This is a genomic window from Lysinibacillus sp. CD3-6, from assembly GCF_006351725.2.
GTDB lineage: Bacteria > Bacillota > Bacilli > Bacillales_A > Planococcaceae > Lysinibacillus.
In genome coordinates, this window is the sequence record NZ_CP085880.1 from 3755415 (window position 1) to 3772485 (window position 17071).

Sequence of the window (17071 nt, forward strand, 5' to 3'; positions counted from 1 at the left end):
TCTAAAGCAACAACCTTATTTGGTTGCTGCTTTTTTTATATATTGTCTAAAATTATTGTGCGCTATTCCACGAACTTCTTCATCTGTAAAATGCTCTCGTAGTTGCTCCAATAAATTTTGCGCCTCACCTGCATGCGCTAGGCCTTTAACTGTTACATTGATGCCATCAAAATCAGATCCTACTCCGAGATGGTCAATCCCAACAATACTCGCCAGATGCTTTACATGCGCAATTAAATCATCCATTGTTGCATTGTCACCAATAAATTTTGGGAAGTAGACTACATGTATATGACCCCCATGCTCTATAAGTGCCTTTGCTTGTTGATCTGTTAAATTACGTGGATGGTCACAAATCGCACGTGCATTGCTATGACTTGCGACAAGATGTTTTGCCAGCGGCAGCAAATCCCAGAACCCTTGCTCGTTTAAGTGGGATACATCAATAATAATATCCCGCGCATTTAGCATATTGACAACCTCTTTACCGAAAGGTTTTAACCCTAGACTAGCATCCTGCTCTGCGCCATAGGCTACAGCATTTTCTTCATTCCATGTAAGTCCTACTAACTTTACACCTGCATCCAAAATTGCTGAAAGCTTTGTCATATCATCGCCAATTGCGCTACAGCCTTCTAAACTTAGAATAGCACCAATTTCATGAGGCGCTAAAGTATCTAGTTGTGACCATTCCGTAATATGCACCATGCCTTCAGTTTGTAATACTTGTGTATGAAAGGCTTCAATTTGACGCATGACCTCTAAAAATTGCATATTTTGTGGTGTTGCAGGGTCGATAAAAATAGCGAATACCTGCGCCTTTACTTGCCCTAATTGTAATCTTTCTTTACTTGCATGTAATCGTACATCATCCGCAAATTTTGGCGCATCTAGCGTTGTTAGCTTATACAATACATCACAATGTAAATCAATTATTTCCATGTTATCACCCCATAAAGCTATTATACTGTTCAAGGGAATAATTAGGAAGAAATGCTCGTATTTTTTACATTTTATCTGATGGCGTATCTGACGAACCAAATTCCTCAAGCTCTTCGAAATCATCAGATTTTGGTAAGGATGATAGTACATCCTCTTCAACTGGTCGTATTTGTTCCTCTCGTTGCTCCGCATGCTCTACACATGTCAATGCATGGGGCATCGCTTCTAATCGACCTAGCGGAATTTCTTCCCCACATTCTGCGCACTTGCCGTACGTTCCATCTTCAATAGCTTGCAGGGCGTTTTTGATTTCCTCCGCATGGTCACTACGATGCTCATCAATAGCCATTTCTGTAAGCTGATCAGTTAAATCACTCGCATTATCAGCTGGATGATTATCATAATTGGAGAGCTCTGTTGCCTGTGGTCGCTCTGATTCCTCTAGCTGCTGCTCTATTTCCTGTAATTCCTGCTGCAATTGTTTTTTAAACTTTTCTATCATTTGTTGTTCCATGAAAATCTCCTCCTCATACATTCATTTTTTCCTAAATACTTATTTCTAAAACATCAGTATGAGAAGGATTCCTTTAGTTTTGTGTATATTCTCTAATTACATCATGCAGAAATTGAGTAGCCCCAACAGATACATGCTTATCGTAATAAGCTGTAAAGCGGTCATCTGCAACATACATTTGTGCTAAACCAGCATGTGCTTCCTTTGTATATTGCGGCCACGAAAAGCTCAACCAGCGTTTATGAAGCTCTGCAACTTCCATTGAAACATCATTTTTCGCATCTCCTATTGCCATCGCCTCTTTTAATCGTTCAAATAATTGCTGTTCTAATTGTTGCATTGCTTTATACTGCTCCTCTGTTAAATTTCTAAATTTTGCATTCGATGCATCAACTGTTTCTTGACCATAGTTTGCACGAATTTCTTGACCATATTGCTTTTCATTTTCATCAATTAGCTGCTCTTTAAAGCCATCAAATTTCTCTTCGTTCGTCATTGGACGTTCCCCCTCAATCGATTGAATTGTTTGTTCAACTGTTTTTAATAATTGATCTAGCTGTTTTTTTCGTTGTAGTAAAGCATCACGATGTGTTTTTAATGCAGCCGTATGTTGAAAATCAGGTGCATGAATAATGTTGTGTATCGTCACTAGTTTCATATCGAGTGCTCGATAAAACAAAATTTGCTGAAGTATATCGACTTCATGTTGACCATAAAAGCGATAGCCTGCCTCGTTCGTTCTTGCTGGTTTTAGCAAGTCGATTTCATCATAGTAGCGTAACGTTCTCGTACTGACCCCAGACAATTTGGCAAGTTGCTGAATCGTATATTCCATTGCTCTCACCTCCATATTCATACTGTAAACCTTTACGTAGCGTTAAGGTCAAGGGCTATTTAAATAAAAAAAAGCTGTGGCCACTTTACTACCTGCCACAGCGCTTATCATCAATCCCCCGCACTTAGATAATATTGATACTTATTCATATCCATTTTATGTTTTAAATTTTTTTAAAAAAATGGTTGGTTACTCGCTGTAATTGGAAAGACCCCGACAACTGGATGAATAGTGGAAAGATGCAATATTTCCCTATATTTCTCTAATGAAATGTCTGTTAGTATTTCCTCACCTACTACGGTATCTTCATGAATTGGCGTCCACATGATCATTCTTTCGATGCTCTCTTCACGAATATAAAATGGAGAAATCATTTCTTCTACAAATAAGTGATGTTCCCGAGCAAATTGTAATGGTTCCTCTTGATAATGATTTGTTCCAATAAACATATAATAGTCATCTCCAAAATGGACAAAAAAATCTGCAGCGATGAAATGACAAAATAGAAAAACCCGTAACACCATTTTTGCAATGAGAGGAATTTGATCAATCGTTACCTCTTGATCATCTTTTAAGTGAAGATTGTCAAATTTTTCATCATACAATTGGTTATACAAAGCAGATTCTAACCCTACATCAATATAAGTCGTGTTAATCATTGTTAATGATTTTATATCATTGACATGTAAAAACTTCATGATTGTAGCAAAATAGGCAGTTTCGACCTCTATATATTTTTCTACTGTAAAGGTTTCACCATCGATTGTCTTCCCAATGTGAGATGGACTTGTCCATTCCACCTCCCTCGTGTAATGCCCCTCATTATTTCGGAAGTCAGGATTATATTTCGTTATTCGCCATTGGTATTTTATGTGGTTACTCAATAATATTACCTCTTTATTTATTTTATTTTATGAATAAATGTAAAAATAATTTGCAAGAATTAATATAAAAAAGCATCTCAATCAACAAAGAGATGCTCACTTGTACTATTTTGCATACTTACCATGCCACACAATATTTCGATAGTTTTCTACGTCCGTGTCTCCCTCTGTATTCACAAAGAGTATGTTTGATTGTGCATTTAGCTGTAATGTCGCCTTTAATTCTGCATAATCCTCATTCGTCATTAACTCATAAAAACATCCGAACGGTGCTGCACCTGATTCGCCTGCAACGATGCGATGATCCGAACCAAGTGGATTTGCTAACACACGCATGCCCGTAGCAGCTGTCGTTTCATCACAGCAAATACTTACTTTCGTATACGCTTTTAAAATATCCCAGGCCAAAGGATTTGGCTCTCCACACGCTAGCCCTGCCATAATTGTTTGCATCTCTCCACCGACAGTAACAAAATGGTCTGTGCCAAGTTTAAAGCTCTCATAAAAGCAGTTCGCTACATCTGGCTCTACCAACACAAATGTTATCTTCCGTCCATAAAATTGTTGGAGAAAAGCGACGACTGCTCCAGCAAATGAACCTACTCCTGCCTGTAAAAATACATGTGTCGGTGCTTCTTCTAATTGGTCGACTATTTCTTTTGCTAATGTTGTATAGCCTTGCATAATCCATAAAGGAATTTCTTCGTATCCTTCCCACATCGTATCCTGTATAATAACCCAGCCATTGCTATTTGCAAGCTGTGACGTATAACGCACGGTATCATCATAATTCATTGTCGTGATTTCTGCGTATGCCCCTTCGTTCTTAATATTTTGCAAACGCTCTTCCGCGCTGCCAGCTGGCATATAAATCCGTGCTTTACATCCTAGTTCTCTAGCAGCCCATGCAACCCCTCGTCCATGATTGCCATCTGTTGTTGAAATAAAGGTTAAATCGCCTAGTTGTGCTTTTACTTCAGGCGACTTTAATTGTTCGAATGACAGTTCATCAATATGTTGACCTAGCAATTTCGCAACATACTGTCCAATTGCATAAATGCCCCCTAAAACCTTAAATGCATTTAAGCCAAATCGAAATGACTCATCTTTCACGAAAATTTTATTGACCTCTAAATGGGATGCTAAAAAATCTAAACTACGTAAAGGTGTCTGTTTAAAACCTTCATATGTACGATGAAATCGTTCCACACGATTCACCTGTTCCGCTGTAAAACTTTGTAGTGCATGTTCTATTCGCTCTATGTTTTCCTGTAAATGAAATTGTTGATTTTTTATCCATTTCAAGTTATGGCTCATCCTTATCCCCCTCTATTTTAGCGTTCATTACTATATTACCTGAAAATTCAATTAAAAAGAATAATAGTATGTACTTATAGTAGATACTATTCTATATAAGTCGTAAAATTTCGCTTTATTTATTAGCTATCTTTCACTCTAACAAAAAAACGCAGTAAATGTGATAATCACATTTACTGCGTTTTAGTATGACCCCTACGGGATTCGAACCCGTGTTACCGCCGTGAAAGGGCGGTGTCTTAACCGCTTGACCAAGGGGCCAATGGCGGAGAAGGAGGGATTTGAACCCTCGCGCCGGTTACCCGACCTACACCCTTAGCAGGGGCGCCTCTTCAGCCTCTTGAGTACTTCCCCACAAATTAAAAAATGGCTCCGAAGGCAGGACTCGAACCTGCGACAACCTGATTAACAGTCAGGTGCTACTACCAACTGAGCTACTTCGGAATAATGGTGGGCCTAAATGGACTCGAACCATCGACCTCACGCTTATCAGGCGTGCGCTCTAACCAGCTGAGCTATAGGCCCATTTGGAGCGGGTGATGAGAATCGAACTCACGACATCAGCTTGGAAGGCTGAGGTTTTACCATTAAACTACACCCGCGTATATGGTGGGTCAGGACGGAATCGAACCGCCGACACTTAGAGCTTCAATCTAATGCTCTACCAACTGAGCTACTGACCCATATACTTCTTACTAAGCTATCAACTTATTTAAAAAATGGCGGTCCCGACCGGGATCGAACCGGCGATCTCCTGCGTGACAGGCAGGCATGTTAACCGCTACACCACGGGACCATTTGGTTGCGGGGGCCGGATTTGAACCAACGACCTTCGGGTTATGAGCCCGACGAGCTACCACTGCTCCACCCCGCGAAAATACTATTTATTATATCGAGTTGTTAGCACACCATTTACTAAATAAAAACTGGAGGAGGTAGAGGGATTCGAACCCCCGCGCGGTGTTACCCGCCTGTCGGTTTTCAAGACCGATCCCTTCAGCCAGACTTGGGTATACCTCCGTAGTATATAAATGGTGGACCTTGCAGGACTCGAACCTGCGACCGGACGGTTATGAGCCGTCTGCTCTAACCAACTGAGCTAAAGGTCCTTTAAGATGGCGGCGGAGGGAGTCGAACCCACGACCTTTCGGGTATGAACCGAATGCTCTAGCCAGCTGAGCTACACCGCCAGGATCTTTATACTGGTTATAAATTATGGTGGAGCCTAGCGGGATCGAACCGCTGACCTCCTGCGTGCAAGGCAGGCGCTCTCCCAGCTGAGCTAAGGCCCCATAATTATATGTGTTAGGAAATGGTCGGGAAGACAGGATTCGAACCTGCGACCCCTTGGTCCCAAACCAAGTGCTCTACCAAGCTGAGCTACTTCCCGTTCATTTATTGGCGCGCCCGGCAGGAGTCGAACCCACAACCTTCTGATCCGTAGTCAGACGCTCTATCCAATTGAGCTACGGGCGCTTACTATTAAAAAAATGGTGCCGAGGGCCGGAATCGAACCGGCACGGTAGTCACCTACCGCAGGATTTTAAGTCCTGTGCGTCTGCCAGTTCCGCCACCCCGGCACATTTGGAGCGGAAGACGAGGTTCGAACTCGCGACCCCCACCTTGGCAAGGTGGTGTTCTACCACTGAACTACTTCCGCATGTGCATAAGATTATTTATCCTGGCAATTATGAAATTAAAAAATAAATGGTGCGGGTGAAGGGAGTCGAACCCCCACGCCTCGCGGCGCTAGATCCTAAGTCTAGTGCGTCTGCCAATTCCGCCACACCCGCATATTATTGTTGGCAATTATAAAAATGGTGAGCCATGAAGGACTCGAACCTTCGACCCTCTGATTAAAAGTCAGATGCTCTACCAACTGAGCTAATGGCTCAAAAAATGGTGCCGGCTATAGGAATCGAACCCACGACCTACTGATTACAAGTCAGTTGCTCTACCTGCTGAGCTAAACCGGCATATGGTGGAGGATGACGGGCTCGAACCGCCGACCCTCTGCTTGTAAGGCAGATGCTCTCCCAGCTGAGCTAATCCTCCTGGGTATTATGCCTAGCGACGTCCTACTCTCACAGGGGGAAGCCCCCAACTACCATCGGCGCTAAAGAGCTTAACTTCCGTGTTCGGTATGGGAACGGGTGTGACCTCTTTGCCATCATCACTAGACTATGTTTGGTTTCTAATTTACTACATATTCATGAAACCTTTATGTATGTCGTTTTGAAGTTGTTTACCTGTCCTTCAAGACAAGAATTATTGTATAACGATTATCAACATATTGCAACCCTTTTTTATAAAAAAAAGAAATTATTACTTTTTGAAGATATTTTTGTTATGTGAGAGAAATTATCGCTCTGCTAATCATTATAGCAATTGTTTTTTCAAAAGAAAACATTTTATTAATAAAAATAAAAACTTTATCGTATAAGCACATAGTAAAAGCATGCTAAAGAAAACTAACAAACAAAACTACTACCCTTTTTGCAGTCTAGCGATACACAATAAGCGCATATTACGAATGAGCCTGTGTACAGTTTCCCCAATAGATTTTTATTTGAAACTACTTGGATAGATATTAGATAAAAACTGTACTATTCTACCCTTCAATGTATTTCCTAATCATATTTAAGAAAAGCCTTTGATTTTCACTGAAAGTGGGACTCTAAGTGAAAATCTAAAGCTTTTTTATAAAATATTTTACTAACATTTATATTTCCGTTTAGTATTTTACAAAAACATGAGTAAGAGCAGCAACTAACTGATCAATTTCTTCAAATGATGTTGTTGGTCCAAAGGAAATTCTAAAAAATTGGCGTGCCTCCTCCATCGTATAGCCCATTGATAAAATTGCCTTCGTACCAGACTCACTGTGAATATCACAAGCACTACCCGTTGAAATACAAATACCTGCTTCGTTTAATTTTAACAACACATATTGCCCCTCTACTTTTTCCATTATCAAGCCGCATATACTAGGCAGTTGATTGTCACATTCAATCAACTGACAAGTTGACGGTAAATTGTTTCGTAAATATTGGCGCAGTAATTCATAATGTTGACGCTCATATTGATAGTTTTCAATAGCTGTCGCAAATGCAACAATGGCAGGTGTATCTAATGTTCCTCCTCGTAAACCTCGTTCATGCGTTACACCAGGCGTTAATGCTGGAACTCGAATTTTCGGATTGATAAAAATAGCCCCACACCCTTTTGGTCCTCCTATTTTATGGGCTGAAACCGTTATCGCATCTACATTTGCACTAAATGAATATGTTGCTAGTTTACTAAATGACTGCACACAATCCACATGAAAAAATATATTTGCATTATTTGCTATTTCGACGATTTCCTCAACAGGTTGGATGGAACCTATTTCGGAATTTACATGCTGAATCGTTATTAATGCTGTATCTTCCCTTATTGCTTTTCGAACTTGTTCTACATCAATACACCCATTTAGCTGTAAAGGTAATTTCGTGATGGCAAACCCCATTTTTTCAAGTGTATTTAATGCTGCATGAACAGATGTATGTTCAGCCTGGGATGAAATAATATGCTTACCCTGTTTTGCAGCTAAAGCTAGTGACAAAATTGATAGTATATTTCCCTCTGTGCCGCTCCCAGTAAAAATTATCCCATTCCGTTCAACGCCGAGAGTTTTGGCTAGTACAGTTCTTGCCTGCTCCACAAAATAATTTGCTTGTCCTCCTAAATCGTGTAAGCTCGCACTATTTCCATAATAACGTTTTGCTACATCACAATAAGCCTGAAGTGCGTTACTGGACATTGGAGATGTTGCTGCATAATCCATATAAATCATCTAATTCTCCCTTTCTAGTCATCAAGTCTTGTTTTCCTTTTTATTTTATGTAAAGATATGTGTCAAGACAACTGTAAAGAAGGTATTGCTATGGATGTAAAGACAGACATACTTATTATTGGTAGCGGCATTGCGTCACTTCAAGCAGCACGACTACTCGGACAATATTTTCAAGTACAGATTGTTACAAAATCCTCAGTTAAAATGAGTAGCTCTTATCGTGCACAAGGAGGAATAGCTGCTGTTACTAGTCCAGAAGATCATACTAGTTTTCATATTGCAGATACTCTGACGGCAGGTGAACACCATCATGAAAACAAATTCGTTGATGTACTAATAAACGATGGAATGACGATTATACAGCAACTGCTATTAGAGGGTTTACCTATCGATCGGCAAGAAAATGGCGAACCTGCTCTAGGCTTAGAAGGAGCACATAGCCATCAACGAATTATACATGCAGGTGGTGATAGGACGGGACAAGTGCTAATTGATTATTTGCTTCAGCATCTATCTTCAAACGTTCACATTAATAGCAATGAGATGGCTTATGACTTGTTACTGAATACGGATGGTGCTTGTATTGGCGTACTAACAAAAAGTGAAAAAGAAATAAAACGTTACTTTGCTCATCACGTCATTCTGGCTTCAGGCGGTGCAGGTGCTCTCTACTCAAACACTTCGAACTTTGCCACGAATACTGGAGACGGCATTGCATTAGCTTACCGTGCTGGCGCTGCTATCAGTGACATGGAATTTATGCAATTTCATCCAAGTCTATTATGGTGTAATGGTGAAGCTAAAGGATTGGTTTCTGAAGCTGTTCGGGGAGCAGGAGGAATTTTTGTTAATGCCGAGCGTCAACCAATTATGGAAGGTGTGCATCCATTGCTCGATTTAGCTCCGCGCCATATTACAGCACACACATTATATACTAAACGCGCCTCAGGGCATGAAACGTTTATTGATATTTCAAGCATTCAGGGATTTGAAGTTAAATTCCCTACAATTACAAAACTTTGTATTGAAAACGGTATAGATATACAAGACGGCCTAATTCCTGTAGCTCCAGGCGCCCATTTTTTAATGGGTGGTGTGATTGCGGATGATAAAGGAAGAACCTCGATTTCTCATCTCTATGCTGTTGGTGAGGTAGCATGTACAGGAGTTCATGGTGCAAACCGTTTAGCGAGCAATTCATTACTCGAAGGCATAACATTTGGTCATAAAATGGCTCAATTTATTATAAAAGCAGGTTGTAAGCAAACTAATTTCACACCTGCTGTTGTTAATGATTATCAATCAATGCCAGCATTATTCACAAAGGAAAACTTACAACAAACAATGATGCGCTCATTAGGCATTGTCCGAGACCCTTTCGATATGCAGCTTTTGAAAGAACAACTACCTTCATTACAAAATCTACGTCAAGTAAAAGTAATGGACTTAAATCAACAGCAACTCGAACTTTACATGATGCATATTGTTGCATCATTGATGCTCCATGCAGCTATCACGCGAACAGAAACTCGCGGTGCACACATTCGGAATGATAAACCTAACAGTGAAGCAAAGTGGGCACAGCGCTGGATTATTTTTCAACAAGGACAAATGAAAGTGAGGAATTCATTGTATGAATATCATCAAACTCGAGGAAATGCTCAAGCAATTTTTTAATGAAGATATAGGAGATGGAGATTTATCAAGTGAACTAATCTTTTCAATCGACCAAATAGGCTCCTTTTCCTTTTATGCAAAAGACAGCGGTATTTTTTGTGGAACGCCTATTATCGAACATGGATTTCGTTTACTTGATCCTTCGATGCATATAACTATGCATAAAAATGATGGGGATGCTGTGAATTACGGAGATGTCCTTGCTGTTATTAAAGGACCTCTACAAAAATTATTATTAGGTGAACGAGTCATTTTGAATCTTATTCAACGCATGTCTGCTATCGCTACAGCAGCCAACTTAGCTGTTCGTGAAACTGTAGGAACCTCTGCGAAAATTTGTGATACACGCAAAACCATTCCAGGATTACGTATGCTCGACAAATATGCGGTACGAGTAGGAGGTGCCTATAATCACCGAAGTGGCTTATACGATGCAATTATGCTCAAGGATAATCATATTGCTTTTGCAGGAAGTATTACCAAAGCCGTACAAACTGCTCGCAAGAAAATTGGGCACACGGTAAAAATCGAAGTCGAGATTGAAACGAAGGCACAATTAGAAGAAGCTATATTAGCAGGGGCTGACATTATTATGTTCGATAATCGTACACCTGAAGAAATACATGCTTGGCTTCCAATCGTTCCAGCACATATCGCTACTGAAGCTTCTGGTGGCATTACATTAGAAAACCTCAATGCTTATGCAAAGTCAGGCATTCAATGGATATCATTAGGCGCATTAACTCATTCCGTAAAAACTTTTGATATTAGTGCACTTGTACAAATGAAAGGAGAACATACACTTGTCCATCACTAGTTTACTACAACAAACCTCATTACTTCCTGAGCATTATCGAACATTATCAACAATCGAAATGGAATCTCGTATTCGAACTATAAAAAAGAAGCTAGGTAAGACACTCTTTATACCTGGCCATCACTATCAAAAAGATGAAGTAATACAATTTGCTGATGCTACAGGGGATTCCTTACAGCTTGCTCAAATATCCGCTGCTAATAAAGAAGCCGAGCATATCGTTTTTTGTGGTGTGCATTTTATGGCAGAGACAGCCGATATGCTTACTATGGAGAAGCAACATGTCTACCTACCTGATATGCGTGCAGGGTGTTCGATGGCTGATATGGCAGATATTTATCAAACTGAACAAGCTTGGCCAATTCTACAGCAACTTTTCGGCAATACAATTTTGCCGTTAACATATGTTAATTCTACTGCCGCGATTAAAGCATTTACTGGACGTCACGGCGGTGCTTGTGTAACCTCTTCTAATGCTAAAGAAATGGTAAAATGGGCATTTACACAAAAACAGCGTATATTATTTTTACCAGATCAGCATTTAGGAAGAAATACAGCGTTCGACTTAGGTGTGCCACTCGAAAATATGGCCGTATGGAATCCACATACGAATACGCTTGAAACAGATCAATCGCCAGAAAATATTCAAGTAATATTGTGGAAAGGACACTGTTCGGTACATGAAGGCTTTACAGTGCAACATACAGCAATGGTTCGTCAATCACATCCAAATATGCGTATTATCGTTCATCCTGAATGTAGCCGTGAAGTTGTCGCAGCTGCAGATGATGCAGGCTCTACAAAATATATCCTTGATACGATTAATAATGCTTCAAGCGGATCAGCGTGGGCAATTGGCACAGAAATGAATTTAGTAAACCGAATTATTCAACAACATCCTGATAAACATATTATTTCTTTAAACGAAAACTTTTGCCCTTGTCTTACAATGAATCGCATTGACCTTCCACATTTACTGTGGTCACTTGAGAGCATTGTTCAGGGCAAGCCCCATAACCGTATCCAAGTAGATGCGTCAACGGCAAAGGAAGCTCGTAGCTCACTTGAAAGAATGCTATCACGTGCATAAGCGAAAAAATCGTCTACCTATTTATTGGTAGACGATTTTTCCTATTTCTCCTAATAAAAAAAGCACAGTCGATGTATTTGTTCACATCGACTGTGCTTTAGTATGACCCCTACGGGATTCGAACCCGTGTTACCGCCGTGAAAGGGCGGTGTCTTAACCGCTTGACCAAGGGGCCAATGGCGGAGAAGGAGGGATTTGAACCCTCGCGCCGGTTACCCGACCTACACCCTTAGCAGGGGCGCCTCTTCAGCCTCTTGAGTACTTCCCCACAAATTAAAAAATGGCTCCGAAGGCAGGACTCGAACCTGCGACAACCTGATTAACAGTCAGGTGCTACTACCAACTGAGCTACTTCGGAATAATGGTGGGCCTAAATGGACTCGAACCATCGACCTCACGCTTATCAGGCGTGCGCTCTAACCAGCTGAGCTATAGGCCCATTTGGAGCGGGTGATGAGAATCGAACTCACGACATCAGCTTGGAAGGCTGAGGTTTTACCATTAAACTACACCCGCGTATATGGTGGGTCAGGACGGAATCGAACCGCCGACACTTAGAGCTTCAATCTAATGCTCTACCAACTGAGCTACTGACCCATATACTTCTTACTAAGCTATCAACTTATTTAAAAAATGGCGGTCCCGACCGGGATCGAACCGGCGATCTCCTGCGTGACAGGCAGGCATGTTAACCGCTACACCACGGGACCATTTGGTTGCGGGGGCCGGATTTGAACCAACGACCTTCGGGTTATGAGCCCGACGAGCTACCACTGCTCCACCCCGCGAAAATACTATTTATTATATCGAGTTGTTAGCACACCATTTACTAAATAAAAACTGGAGGAGGTAGAGGGATTCGAACCCCCGCGCGGTGTTACCCGCCTGTCGGTTTTCAAGACCGATCCCTTCAGCCAGACTTGGGTATACCTCCGTAGTATATAAATGGTGGACCTTGCAGGACTCGAACCTGCGACCGGACGGTTATGAGCCGTCTGCTCTAACCAACTGAGCTAAAGGTCCTTTAAGATGGCGGCGGAGGGAGTCGAACCCACGACCTTTCGGGTATGAACCGAATGCTCTAGCCAGCTGAGCTACACCGCCAGGATCTTTATACTGGTTATAAATTATGGTGGAGCCTAGCGGGATCGAACCGCTGACCTCCTGCGTGCAAGGCAGGCGCTCTCCCAGCTGAGCTAAGGCCCCATAATTATATGTGTTAGGAAATGGTCGGGAAGACAGGATTCGAACCTGCGACCCCTTGGTCCCAAACCAAGTGCTCTACCAAGCTGAGCTACTTCCCGTTCATTTATTGGCGCGCCCGGCAGGAGTCGAACCCACAACCTTCTGATCCGTAGTCAGACGCTCTATCCAATTGAGCTACGGGCGCTTACTATTAAAAAAATGGTGCCGAGGGCCGGAATCGAACCGGCACGGTAGTCACCTACCGCAGGATTTTAAGTCCTGTGCGTCTGCCAGTTCCGCCACCCCGGCACATTTGGAGCGGAAGACGAGGTTCGAACTCGCGACCCCCACCTTGGCAAGGTGGTGTTCTACCACTGAACTACTTCCGCATGTGCATAAGATTATTTATCCTGGCAATTATGAAATTAAAAAATAAATGGTGCGGGTGAAGGGAGTCGAACCCCCACGCCTCGCGGCGCTAGATCCTAAGTCTAGTGCGTCTGCCAATTCCGCCACACCCGCATATTATTGTTGGCAATTATAAAAATGGTGAGCCATGAAGGACTCGAACCTTCGACCCTCTGATTAAAAGTCAGATGCTCTACCAACTGAGCTAATGGCTCAAAAAATGGTGCCGGCTATAGGAATCGAACCCACGACCTACTGATTACAAGTCAGTTGCTCTACCTGCTGAGCTAAACCGGCATATGGTGGAGGATGACGGGCTCGAACCGCCGACCCTCTGCTTGTAAGGCAGATGCTCTCCCAGCTGAGCTAATCCTCCTGGGTATTATGCCTAGCGACGTCCTACTCTCACAGGGGGAAGCCCCCAACTACCATCGGCGCTAAAGAGCTTAACTTCCGTGTTCGGTATGGGAACGGGTGTGACCTCTTTGCCATCATCACTAGACTATGTTCGGCTTTCAATATACATCGTATCTTGAAACCCTCTTAATTGAAAGTGTTGTTCTTTCAAAACTGGATAAACGGTTCATTGAATGTTTCAAACTTTTTTGGTTAAGTCCTCGATCGATTAGTATTCGTCAGCTCCATGTGTCACCACACTTCCACCTCGAACCTATCTACCTCATCGTCTTTGAGGGATCTTACTTACTTGCGTAATGGGAAATCTCATCTTGAGGGGGGCTTCATGCTTAGATGCTTTCAGCACTTATCCCGTCCACACATAGCTACCCAGCGATGCCTTTGGCAAGACAACTGGTACACCAGCGGTGTGTCCATCCCGGTCCTCTCGTACTAAGGACAGCTCCTCTCAAATTTCCTACGCCCACGACGGATAGGGACCGAACTGTCTCACGACGTTCTGAACCCAGCTCGCGTACCGCTTTAATGGGCGAACAGCCCAACCCTTGGGACCGACTACAGCCCCAGGATGCGATGAGCCGACATCGAGGTGCCAAACCTCCCCGTCGATGTGGACTCTTGGGGGAGATAAGCCTGTTATCCCCGGGGTAGCTTTTATCCGTTGAGCGATGGCCCTTCCATGCGGAACCACCGGATCACTAAGCCCGTCTTTCGACCCTGCTCGACTTGTAGGTCTCGCAGTCAAGCTCCCTTGTGCCTTTACACTCTACGAATGATTTCCAACCATTCTGAGGGAACCTTTGGGCGCCTCCGTTACCTTTTAGGAGGCGACCGCCCCAGTCAAACTGTCCGCCTGACACTGTCTCCTGCCCCGCTAAGGGGCATGGGTTAGAATTTCAATACAACCAGGGTAGTATCCCACCGACGCCTCCTTCGAAGCTGGCGCTCCGAGATCTCTGGCTCCTACCTATCCTGTACAAGTTGTACCAAAATTCAATATCAGGCTACAGTAAAGCTCCACGGGGTCTTTCCGTCCTGTCGCGGGTAACCTGCATCTTCACAGGTACTATAATTTCACCGAGTCTCTCGTTGAGACAGTGCCCAGATCGTTACGCCTTTCGTGCGGGTCGGAACTTACCCGACAAGGAATTTCGCTACCTTAGGACCGTTATAGTTACGGCCGCCGTTTACTGGGGCTTCAATTCGCAGCTTCGCTTGCGCTAACCACTCCTCTTAACCTTCCAGCACCGGGCAGGCGTCAGCCCCTATACGTCACCTTACGGTTTTGCAGAGACCTGTGTTTTTGCTAAACAGTCGCCTGGGCCTATTCACTGCGGCTCTCGTGCGCTTGCACGCTCAAGAGCACCCCTTCTCCCGAAGTTACGGGGTCATTTTGCCGAGTTCCTTAACGAGAGTTCTCTCGCACACCTTAGGATTCTCTCCTCGACTACCTGTGTCGGTTTGCGGTACGGGCACCTCTCACCTCGATAGAGGCTTTTCTTGGCAGTGTGAAATCAGGAACTTCGTCCATACGGACTCGCCATCACAGCTCAACGTTACAGTGTGCGGATTTGCCTACACACACGCCTTACTGCTTGGACGCGCACAACCAACGGCGCGCTTACCCTATCCTACTGCGTCCCCCCATTTCTCAAACGGTGAGGAGGTGGTACAGGAATATCAACCTGTTGTCCATCGCCTACGCCTATCGGCCTCGGCTTAGGTCCCGACTAACCCTGAGCGGACGAGCCTTCCTCAGGAAACCTTAGTCATACGGTGGACGGGATTCTCACCCGTCTTTCGCTACTCATACCGGCATTCTCACTTCTAAGCGCTCCACCAGTCCTTCCGGTCTGACTTCAACGCACTTAGAACGCTCTCCTACCACTGACATCGTAGATGTCAATCCACAGCTTCGGTGAATCGTTTAGCCCCGATACATTTTCGGCGCAGCGTCACTCGACCAGTGAGCTATTACGCACTCTTTAAATGATGGCTGCTTCTAAGCCAACATCCTGGTTGTCTGTGCAACGCCACATCCTTTTCCACTTAACGATTACTTTGGGACCTTAGCTGGTGGTCTGGGCTGTTTCCCTTTTGACTACGGATCTTATCACTCGCAGTCTGACTCCCGTGTATAAATATCTGGCATTCGGAGTTTGTCTGAATTCGGTAAACCGGGATGGCCCCCTAGTCCAAACAGTGCTCTACCTCCAGTATTCTCATCACGAGGCTAGCCCTAAAGCTATTTCGGAGAGAACCAGCTATCTCCAAGTTCGATTGGAATTTCTCCGCTACCCACACCTCATCCCCGCACTTTTCAACGTGCGTGGGTTCGGGCCTCCAGTAAGTGTTACCTCACCTTCACCCTGGACATGGGTAGATCACCTGGTTTCGGGTCTACGACCACGTACTAATTCGCCCTATTCAGACTCGCTTTCGCTGCGGCTCCGCCTTCTAAAGCTTAACCTCGCACGTAATCGTAACTCGCCGGTTCATTCTACAAAAGGCACGCTATCACCCATTAACGGGCTCTAACTACTTGTAGGCACACGGTTTCAGGATCTCTTTCACTCCCCTTCCGGGGTGCTTTTCACCTTTCCCTCACGGTACTGGTTCACTATCGGTCACTAGGTAGTATTTAGCCTTGGGAGATGGTCCTCCCGGATTCCGACGGAATTTCACGTGTTCCGCCGTACTCAGGATCCACTCTGGAGGGAATAAACTTTCGACTACAGGGCTTTTACCTGCTCTGGCGGACCTTTCCAAGTCGCTTCATCTAACTCATTCCTTTGTAACTCCGTATAGAGTGTCCTACAACCCCAAGAGGCAAGCCTCTTGGTTTGGGCTCTTCCCGTTTCGCTCGCCGCTACTCAGGGAATCGATTTTTCTTTCTCTTCCTCCAGGTACTTAGATGTTTCAGTTCCCTGGGTCTGCCTTCAAGACGCTATGTATTCACGTCAAGATACTACGCGATTAAACGTAGTGGGTTCCCCCATTCGGAAATCTCCGGATCAAAGCTCACTTACAGCTCCCCGAAGCATATCGGTGTTAGTGCCGTCCTTCTTCGGCTCCTAGTGCCAAGGCATTCGCCGTGCGCCCTTAATAACTTAACCTAGTTATTAAGCCTAAAAAACTTAATTTAAAAAA

Annotated in this window: 9 protein-coding genes, 40 tRNA genes and 3 rRNA genes; 3 read left to right on the forward strand and 49 right to left on the reverse strand. The window is 43.6% G+C overall.

What is annotated here, in order from left to right:
- Positions 1 to 15: 15 nt before the first annotated feature.
- The 27 genes from FH508_RS18575 to FH508_RS18705 all read right to left on the reverse strand — a co-directional run bounded on the left by FH508_RS18575 (position 16) and on the right by FH508_RS18705 (position 8318).
- On the reverse strand, positions 16 to 942 hold the full coding sequence (locus FH508_RS18575) for a dipeptidase (protein ID WP_173477636.1): 927 nt from the start codon (positions 940 to 942) through the stop codon (positions 16 to 18).
- 64 nt (positions 943 to 1006) lie between these two features.
- A complete protein-coding gene (locus FH508_RS18580) occupies positions 1007 to 1456 on the reverse strand; it encodes a TraR/DksA C4-type zinc finger protein (RefSeq protein ID WP_173477637.1) in 450 nt (149 codons plus the stop codon).
- 73 nt (positions 1457 to 1529) lie between these two features.
- Complete coding sequence (locus FH508_RS18585) at positions 1530 to 2291, reverse strand: MerR family transcriptional regulator (protein ID WP_173477638.1); 762 nt, start codon at positions 2289 to 2291, stop codon at positions 1530 to 1532.
- Between the two features lie 173 nt (positions 2292 to 2464).
- A complete protein-coding gene (locus tag FH508_RS18590) occupies positions 2465 to 3175 on the reverse strand; it encodes a hypothetical protein (protein ID WP_173477639.1) in 711 nt (236 codons plus the stop codon).
- Positions 3176 to 3280: 105 nt separating this feature from the next.
- Complete coding sequence (locus tag FH508_RS18595) at positions 3281 to 4492, reverse strand: diaminopropionate ammonia-lyase (RefSeq protein ID WP_173477640.1); 1212 nt, start codon at positions 4490 to 4492, stop codon at positions 3281 to 3283.
- Positions 4493 to 4681: 189 nt separating this feature from the next.
- Positions 4682 to 4753 (reverse strand) — tRNA-Glu (locus FH508_RS18600).
- Positions 4754 to 4755: 2 nt separating this feature from the next.
- Positions 4756 to 4846: transfer RNA gene (locus FH508_RS18605), tRNA-Ser, on the reverse strand.
- 13 nt (positions 4847 to 4859) lie between these two features.
- Positions 4860 to 4936: transfer RNA gene (locus tag FH508_RS18610), tRNA-Asn, on the reverse strand.
- Positions 4937 to 4940: 4 nt separating this feature from the next.
- Positions 4941 to 5017 (reverse strand) — tRNA-Ile (locus FH508_RS18615).
- A 3-nt stretch (positions 5018 to 5020) separates the two neighbouring features.
- Positions 5021 to 5094: transfer RNA gene (locus FH508_RS18620), tRNA-Gly, on the reverse strand.
- 5 nt (positions 5095 to 5099) lie between these two features.
- Positions 5100 to 5175: transfer RNA gene (locus FH508_RS18625), tRNA-Phe, on the reverse strand.
- A 37-nt stretch (positions 5176 to 5212) separates the two neighbouring features.
- A tRNA-Asp gene (locus FH508_RS18630) sits at positions 5213 to 5288 on the reverse strand.
- A gap of 3 nt (positions 5289 to 5291) precedes the next feature.
- Positions 5292 to 5366: transfer RNA gene (locus FH508_RS18635), tRNA-Met, on the reverse strand.
- 53 nt (positions 5367 to 5419) lie between these two features.
- Positions 5420 to 5512: transfer RNA gene (locus FH508_RS18640), tRNA-Ser, on the reverse strand.
- Positions 5513 to 5524: 12 nt separating this feature from the next.
- Positions 5525 to 5601 (reverse strand) — tRNA-Ile (locus FH508_RS18645).
- 7 nt (positions 5602 to 5608) lie between these two features.
- A tRNA-Met gene (locus tag FH508_RS18650) sits at positions 5609 to 5682 on the reverse strand.
- 26 nt (positions 5683 to 5708) lie between these two features.
- Positions 5709 to 5784, reverse strand: a tRNA-Ala gene (locus FH508_RS18655).
- Positions 5785 to 5805: 21 nt separating this feature from the next.
- Positions 5806 to 5882 (reverse strand) — tRNA-Pro (locus FH508_RS18660).
- Positions 5883 to 5891: 9 nt separating this feature from the next.
- Positions 5892 to 5968: transfer RNA gene (locus tag FH508_RS18665), tRNA-Arg, on the reverse strand.
- A gap of 15 nt (positions 5969 to 5983) precedes the next feature.
- Positions 5984 to 6072: transfer RNA gene (locus FH508_RS18670), tRNA-Leu, on the reverse strand.
- Positions 6073 to 6077: 5 nt separating this feature from the next.
- Positions 6078 to 6152 (reverse strand) — tRNA-Gly (locus tag FH508_RS18675).
- Between the two features lie 48 nt (positions 6153 to 6200).
- Positions 6201 to 6285, reverse strand: a tRNA-Leu gene (locus tag FH508_RS18680).
- 25 nt (positions 6286 to 6310) lie between these two features.
- Positions 6311 to 6386: transfer RNA gene (locus tag FH508_RS18685), tRNA-Lys, on the reverse strand.
- Positions 6387 to 6392: 6 nt separating this feature from the next.
- Positions 6393 to 6468 (reverse strand) — tRNA-Thr (locus FH508_RS18690).
- A gap of 3 nt (positions 6469 to 6471) precedes the next feature.
- Positions 6472 to 6547, reverse strand: a tRNA-Val gene (locus FH508_RS18695).
- Between the two features lie 10 nt (positions 6548 to 6557).
- Positions 6558 to 6673 (reverse strand): 5S ribosomal RNA (rrf, locus tag FH508_RS18700).
- A gap of 553 nt (positions 6674 to 7226) precedes the next feature.
- Entirely contained in the window at positions 7227 to 8318 is a 1092-nt protein-coding gene (locus FH508_RS18705; protein ID WP_228134522.1) for a cysteine desulfurase family protein, read from the reverse strand.
- A 99-nt stretch (positions 8319 to 8417) separates the two neighbouring features.
- Between FH508_RS18705 and nadB the strand changes: the two genes are divergently transcribed.
- Genes nadB through nadA form a run of 3 tightly spaced genes read left to right on the forward strand, consistent with a single transcriptional unit; the run spans position 8418 to position 11911 of the window.
- Positions 8418 to 10004 carry an L-aspartate oxidase gene (nadB, locus tag FH508_RS18710; RefSeq protein ID WP_228134146.1) on the forward strand — a complete coding sequence of 529 codons (1587 nt, stop codon included), beginning with the start codon at positions 8418 to 8420 and terminating at the stop codon, positions 10002 to 10004.
- Positions 9961 to 10821, forward strand: coding sequence for a carboxylating nicotinate-nucleotide diphosphorylase (nadC, locus tag FH508_RS18715; protein ID WP_228134147.1), 861 nt, complete (start codon positions 9961 to 9963; stop codon positions 10819 to 10821). Before nadB ends, nadC begins: the two co-directional genes overlap by 44 nt.
- Positions 10808 to 11911: a quinolinate synthase NadA gene (nadA, locus tag FH508_RS18720; RefSeq protein WP_228134148.1), complete on the forward strand. Its 1104-nt coding sequence runs from the start codon at positions 10808 to 10810 to the stop codon at positions 11909 to 11911. Before nadC ends, nadA begins: the two co-directional genes overlap by 14 nt.
- 103 nt (positions 11912 to 12014) lie before the next feature.
- Here nadA and FH508_RS18725 read toward each other — a convergent pair.
- The 22 genes from FH508_RS18725 to FH508_RS18830 all read right to left on the reverse strand — a co-directional run bounded on the left by FH508_RS18725 (position 12015) and on the right by FH508_RS18830 (position 17037).
- Positions 12015 to 12086 (reverse strand) — tRNA-Glu (locus FH508_RS18725).
- A gap of 2 nt (positions 12087 to 12088) precedes the next feature.
- Positions 12089 to 12179 (reverse strand) — tRNA-Ser (locus FH508_RS18730).
- Positions 12180 to 12192: 13 nt separating this feature from the next.
- Positions 12193 to 12269: transfer RNA gene (locus tag FH508_RS18735), tRNA-Asn, on the reverse strand.
- A gap of 4 nt (positions 12270 to 12273) precedes the next feature.
- Positions 12274 to 12350, reverse strand: a tRNA-Ile gene (locus FH508_RS18740).
- Between the two features lie 3 nt (positions 12351 to 12353).
- Positions 12354 to 12427 (reverse strand) — tRNA-Gly (locus FH508_RS18745).
- Positions 12428 to 12432: 5 nt separating this feature from the next.
- Positions 12433 to 12508, reverse strand: a tRNA-Phe gene (locus tag FH508_RS18750).
- Positions 12509 to 12545: 37 nt separating this feature from the next.
- Positions 12546 to 12621, reverse strand: a tRNA-Asp gene (locus tag FH508_RS18755).
- Between the two features lie 3 nt (positions 12622 to 12624).
- Positions 12625 to 12699: transfer RNA gene (locus FH508_RS18760), tRNA-Met, on the reverse strand.
- A gap of 53 nt (positions 12700 to 12752) precedes the next feature.
- A tRNA-Ser gene (locus FH508_RS18765) sits at positions 12753 to 12845 on the reverse strand.
- A 12-nt stretch (positions 12846 to 12857) separates the two neighbouring features.
- A tRNA-Ile gene (locus tag FH508_RS18770) sits at positions 12858 to 12934 on the reverse strand.
- A 7-nt stretch (positions 12935 to 12941) separates the two neighbouring features.
- Positions 12942 to 13015, reverse strand: a tRNA-Met gene (locus tag FH508_RS18775).
- 26 nt (positions 13016 to 13041) lie between these two features.
- Positions 13042 to 13117 (reverse strand) — tRNA-Ala (locus tag FH508_RS18780).
- Positions 13118 to 13138: 21 nt separating this feature from the next.
- Positions 13139 to 13215, reverse strand: a tRNA-Pro gene (locus FH508_RS18785).
- A 9-nt stretch (positions 13216 to 13224) separates the two neighbouring features.
- Positions 13225 to 13301 (reverse strand) — tRNA-Arg (locus FH508_RS18790).
- Positions 13302 to 13316: 15 nt separating this feature from the next.
- Positions 13317 to 13405 (reverse strand) — tRNA-Leu (locus FH508_RS18795).
- Between the two features lie 5 nt (positions 13406 to 13410).
- Positions 13411 to 13485, reverse strand: a tRNA-Gly gene (locus FH508_RS18800).
- A 48-nt stretch (positions 13486 to 13533) separates the two neighbouring features.
- Positions 13534 to 13618: transfer RNA gene (locus FH508_RS18805), tRNA-Leu, on the reverse strand.
- 25 nt (positions 13619 to 13643) lie between these two features.
- Positions 13644 to 13719, reverse strand: a tRNA-Lys gene (locus FH508_RS18810).
- Between the two features lie 6 nt (positions 13720 to 13725).
- Positions 13726 to 13801, reverse strand: a tRNA-Thr gene (locus FH508_RS18815).
- Positions 13802 to 13804: 3 nt separating this feature from the next.
- A tRNA-Val gene (locus FH508_RS18820) sits at positions 13805 to 13880 on the reverse strand.
- Between the two features lie 10 nt (positions 13881 to 13890).
- Positions 13891 to 14006, reverse strand: a 5S ribosomal RNA gene (gene rrf, locus FH508_RS18825).
- Between the two features lie 103 nt (positions 14007 to 14109).
- Positions 14110 to 17037, reverse strand: a 23S ribosomal RNA gene (locus FH508_RS18830).
- Between the last annotated feature and the right edge of the window lie 34 nt (positions 17038 to 17071).

Bases quoted from the DNA above. Each gene is read 5' to 3' on its own strand.
- FH508_RS18575 (WP_173477636.1), bottom strand. From the start codon at position 942: ATGGAAATAATTGATTTACATTGTGATGTATTGTATAAGCTAACAACG.
- FH508_RS18580 (WP_173477637.1), bottom strand. From the start codon at position 1,456: ATGGAACAACAAATGATAGAAAAGTTTAAAAAACAATTGCAGCAGGAA.
- FH508_RS18585 (WP_173477638.1), bottom strand. From the start codon at position 2,291: ATGGAATATACGATTCAGCAACTTGCCAAATTGTCTGGGGTCAGTACG.
- FH508_RS18595 (WP_173477640.1), bottom strand. From the start codon at position 4,492: ATGAGCCATAACTTGAAATGGATAAAAAATCAACAATTTCATTTACAG.
- FH508_RS18705 (WP_228134522.1), bottom strand. From the start codon at position 8,318: ATGGATTATGCAGCAACATCTCCAATGTCCAGTAACGCACTTCAGGCT.
- nadB (WP_228134146.1), top strand. From the start codon at position 8,418: ATGGATGTAAAGACAGACATACTTATTATTGGTAGCGGCATTGCGTCA.
- nadC (WP_228134147.1), top strand. From the start codon at position 9,961: ATGAATATCATCAAACTCGAGGAAATGCTCAAGCAATTTTTTAATGAA.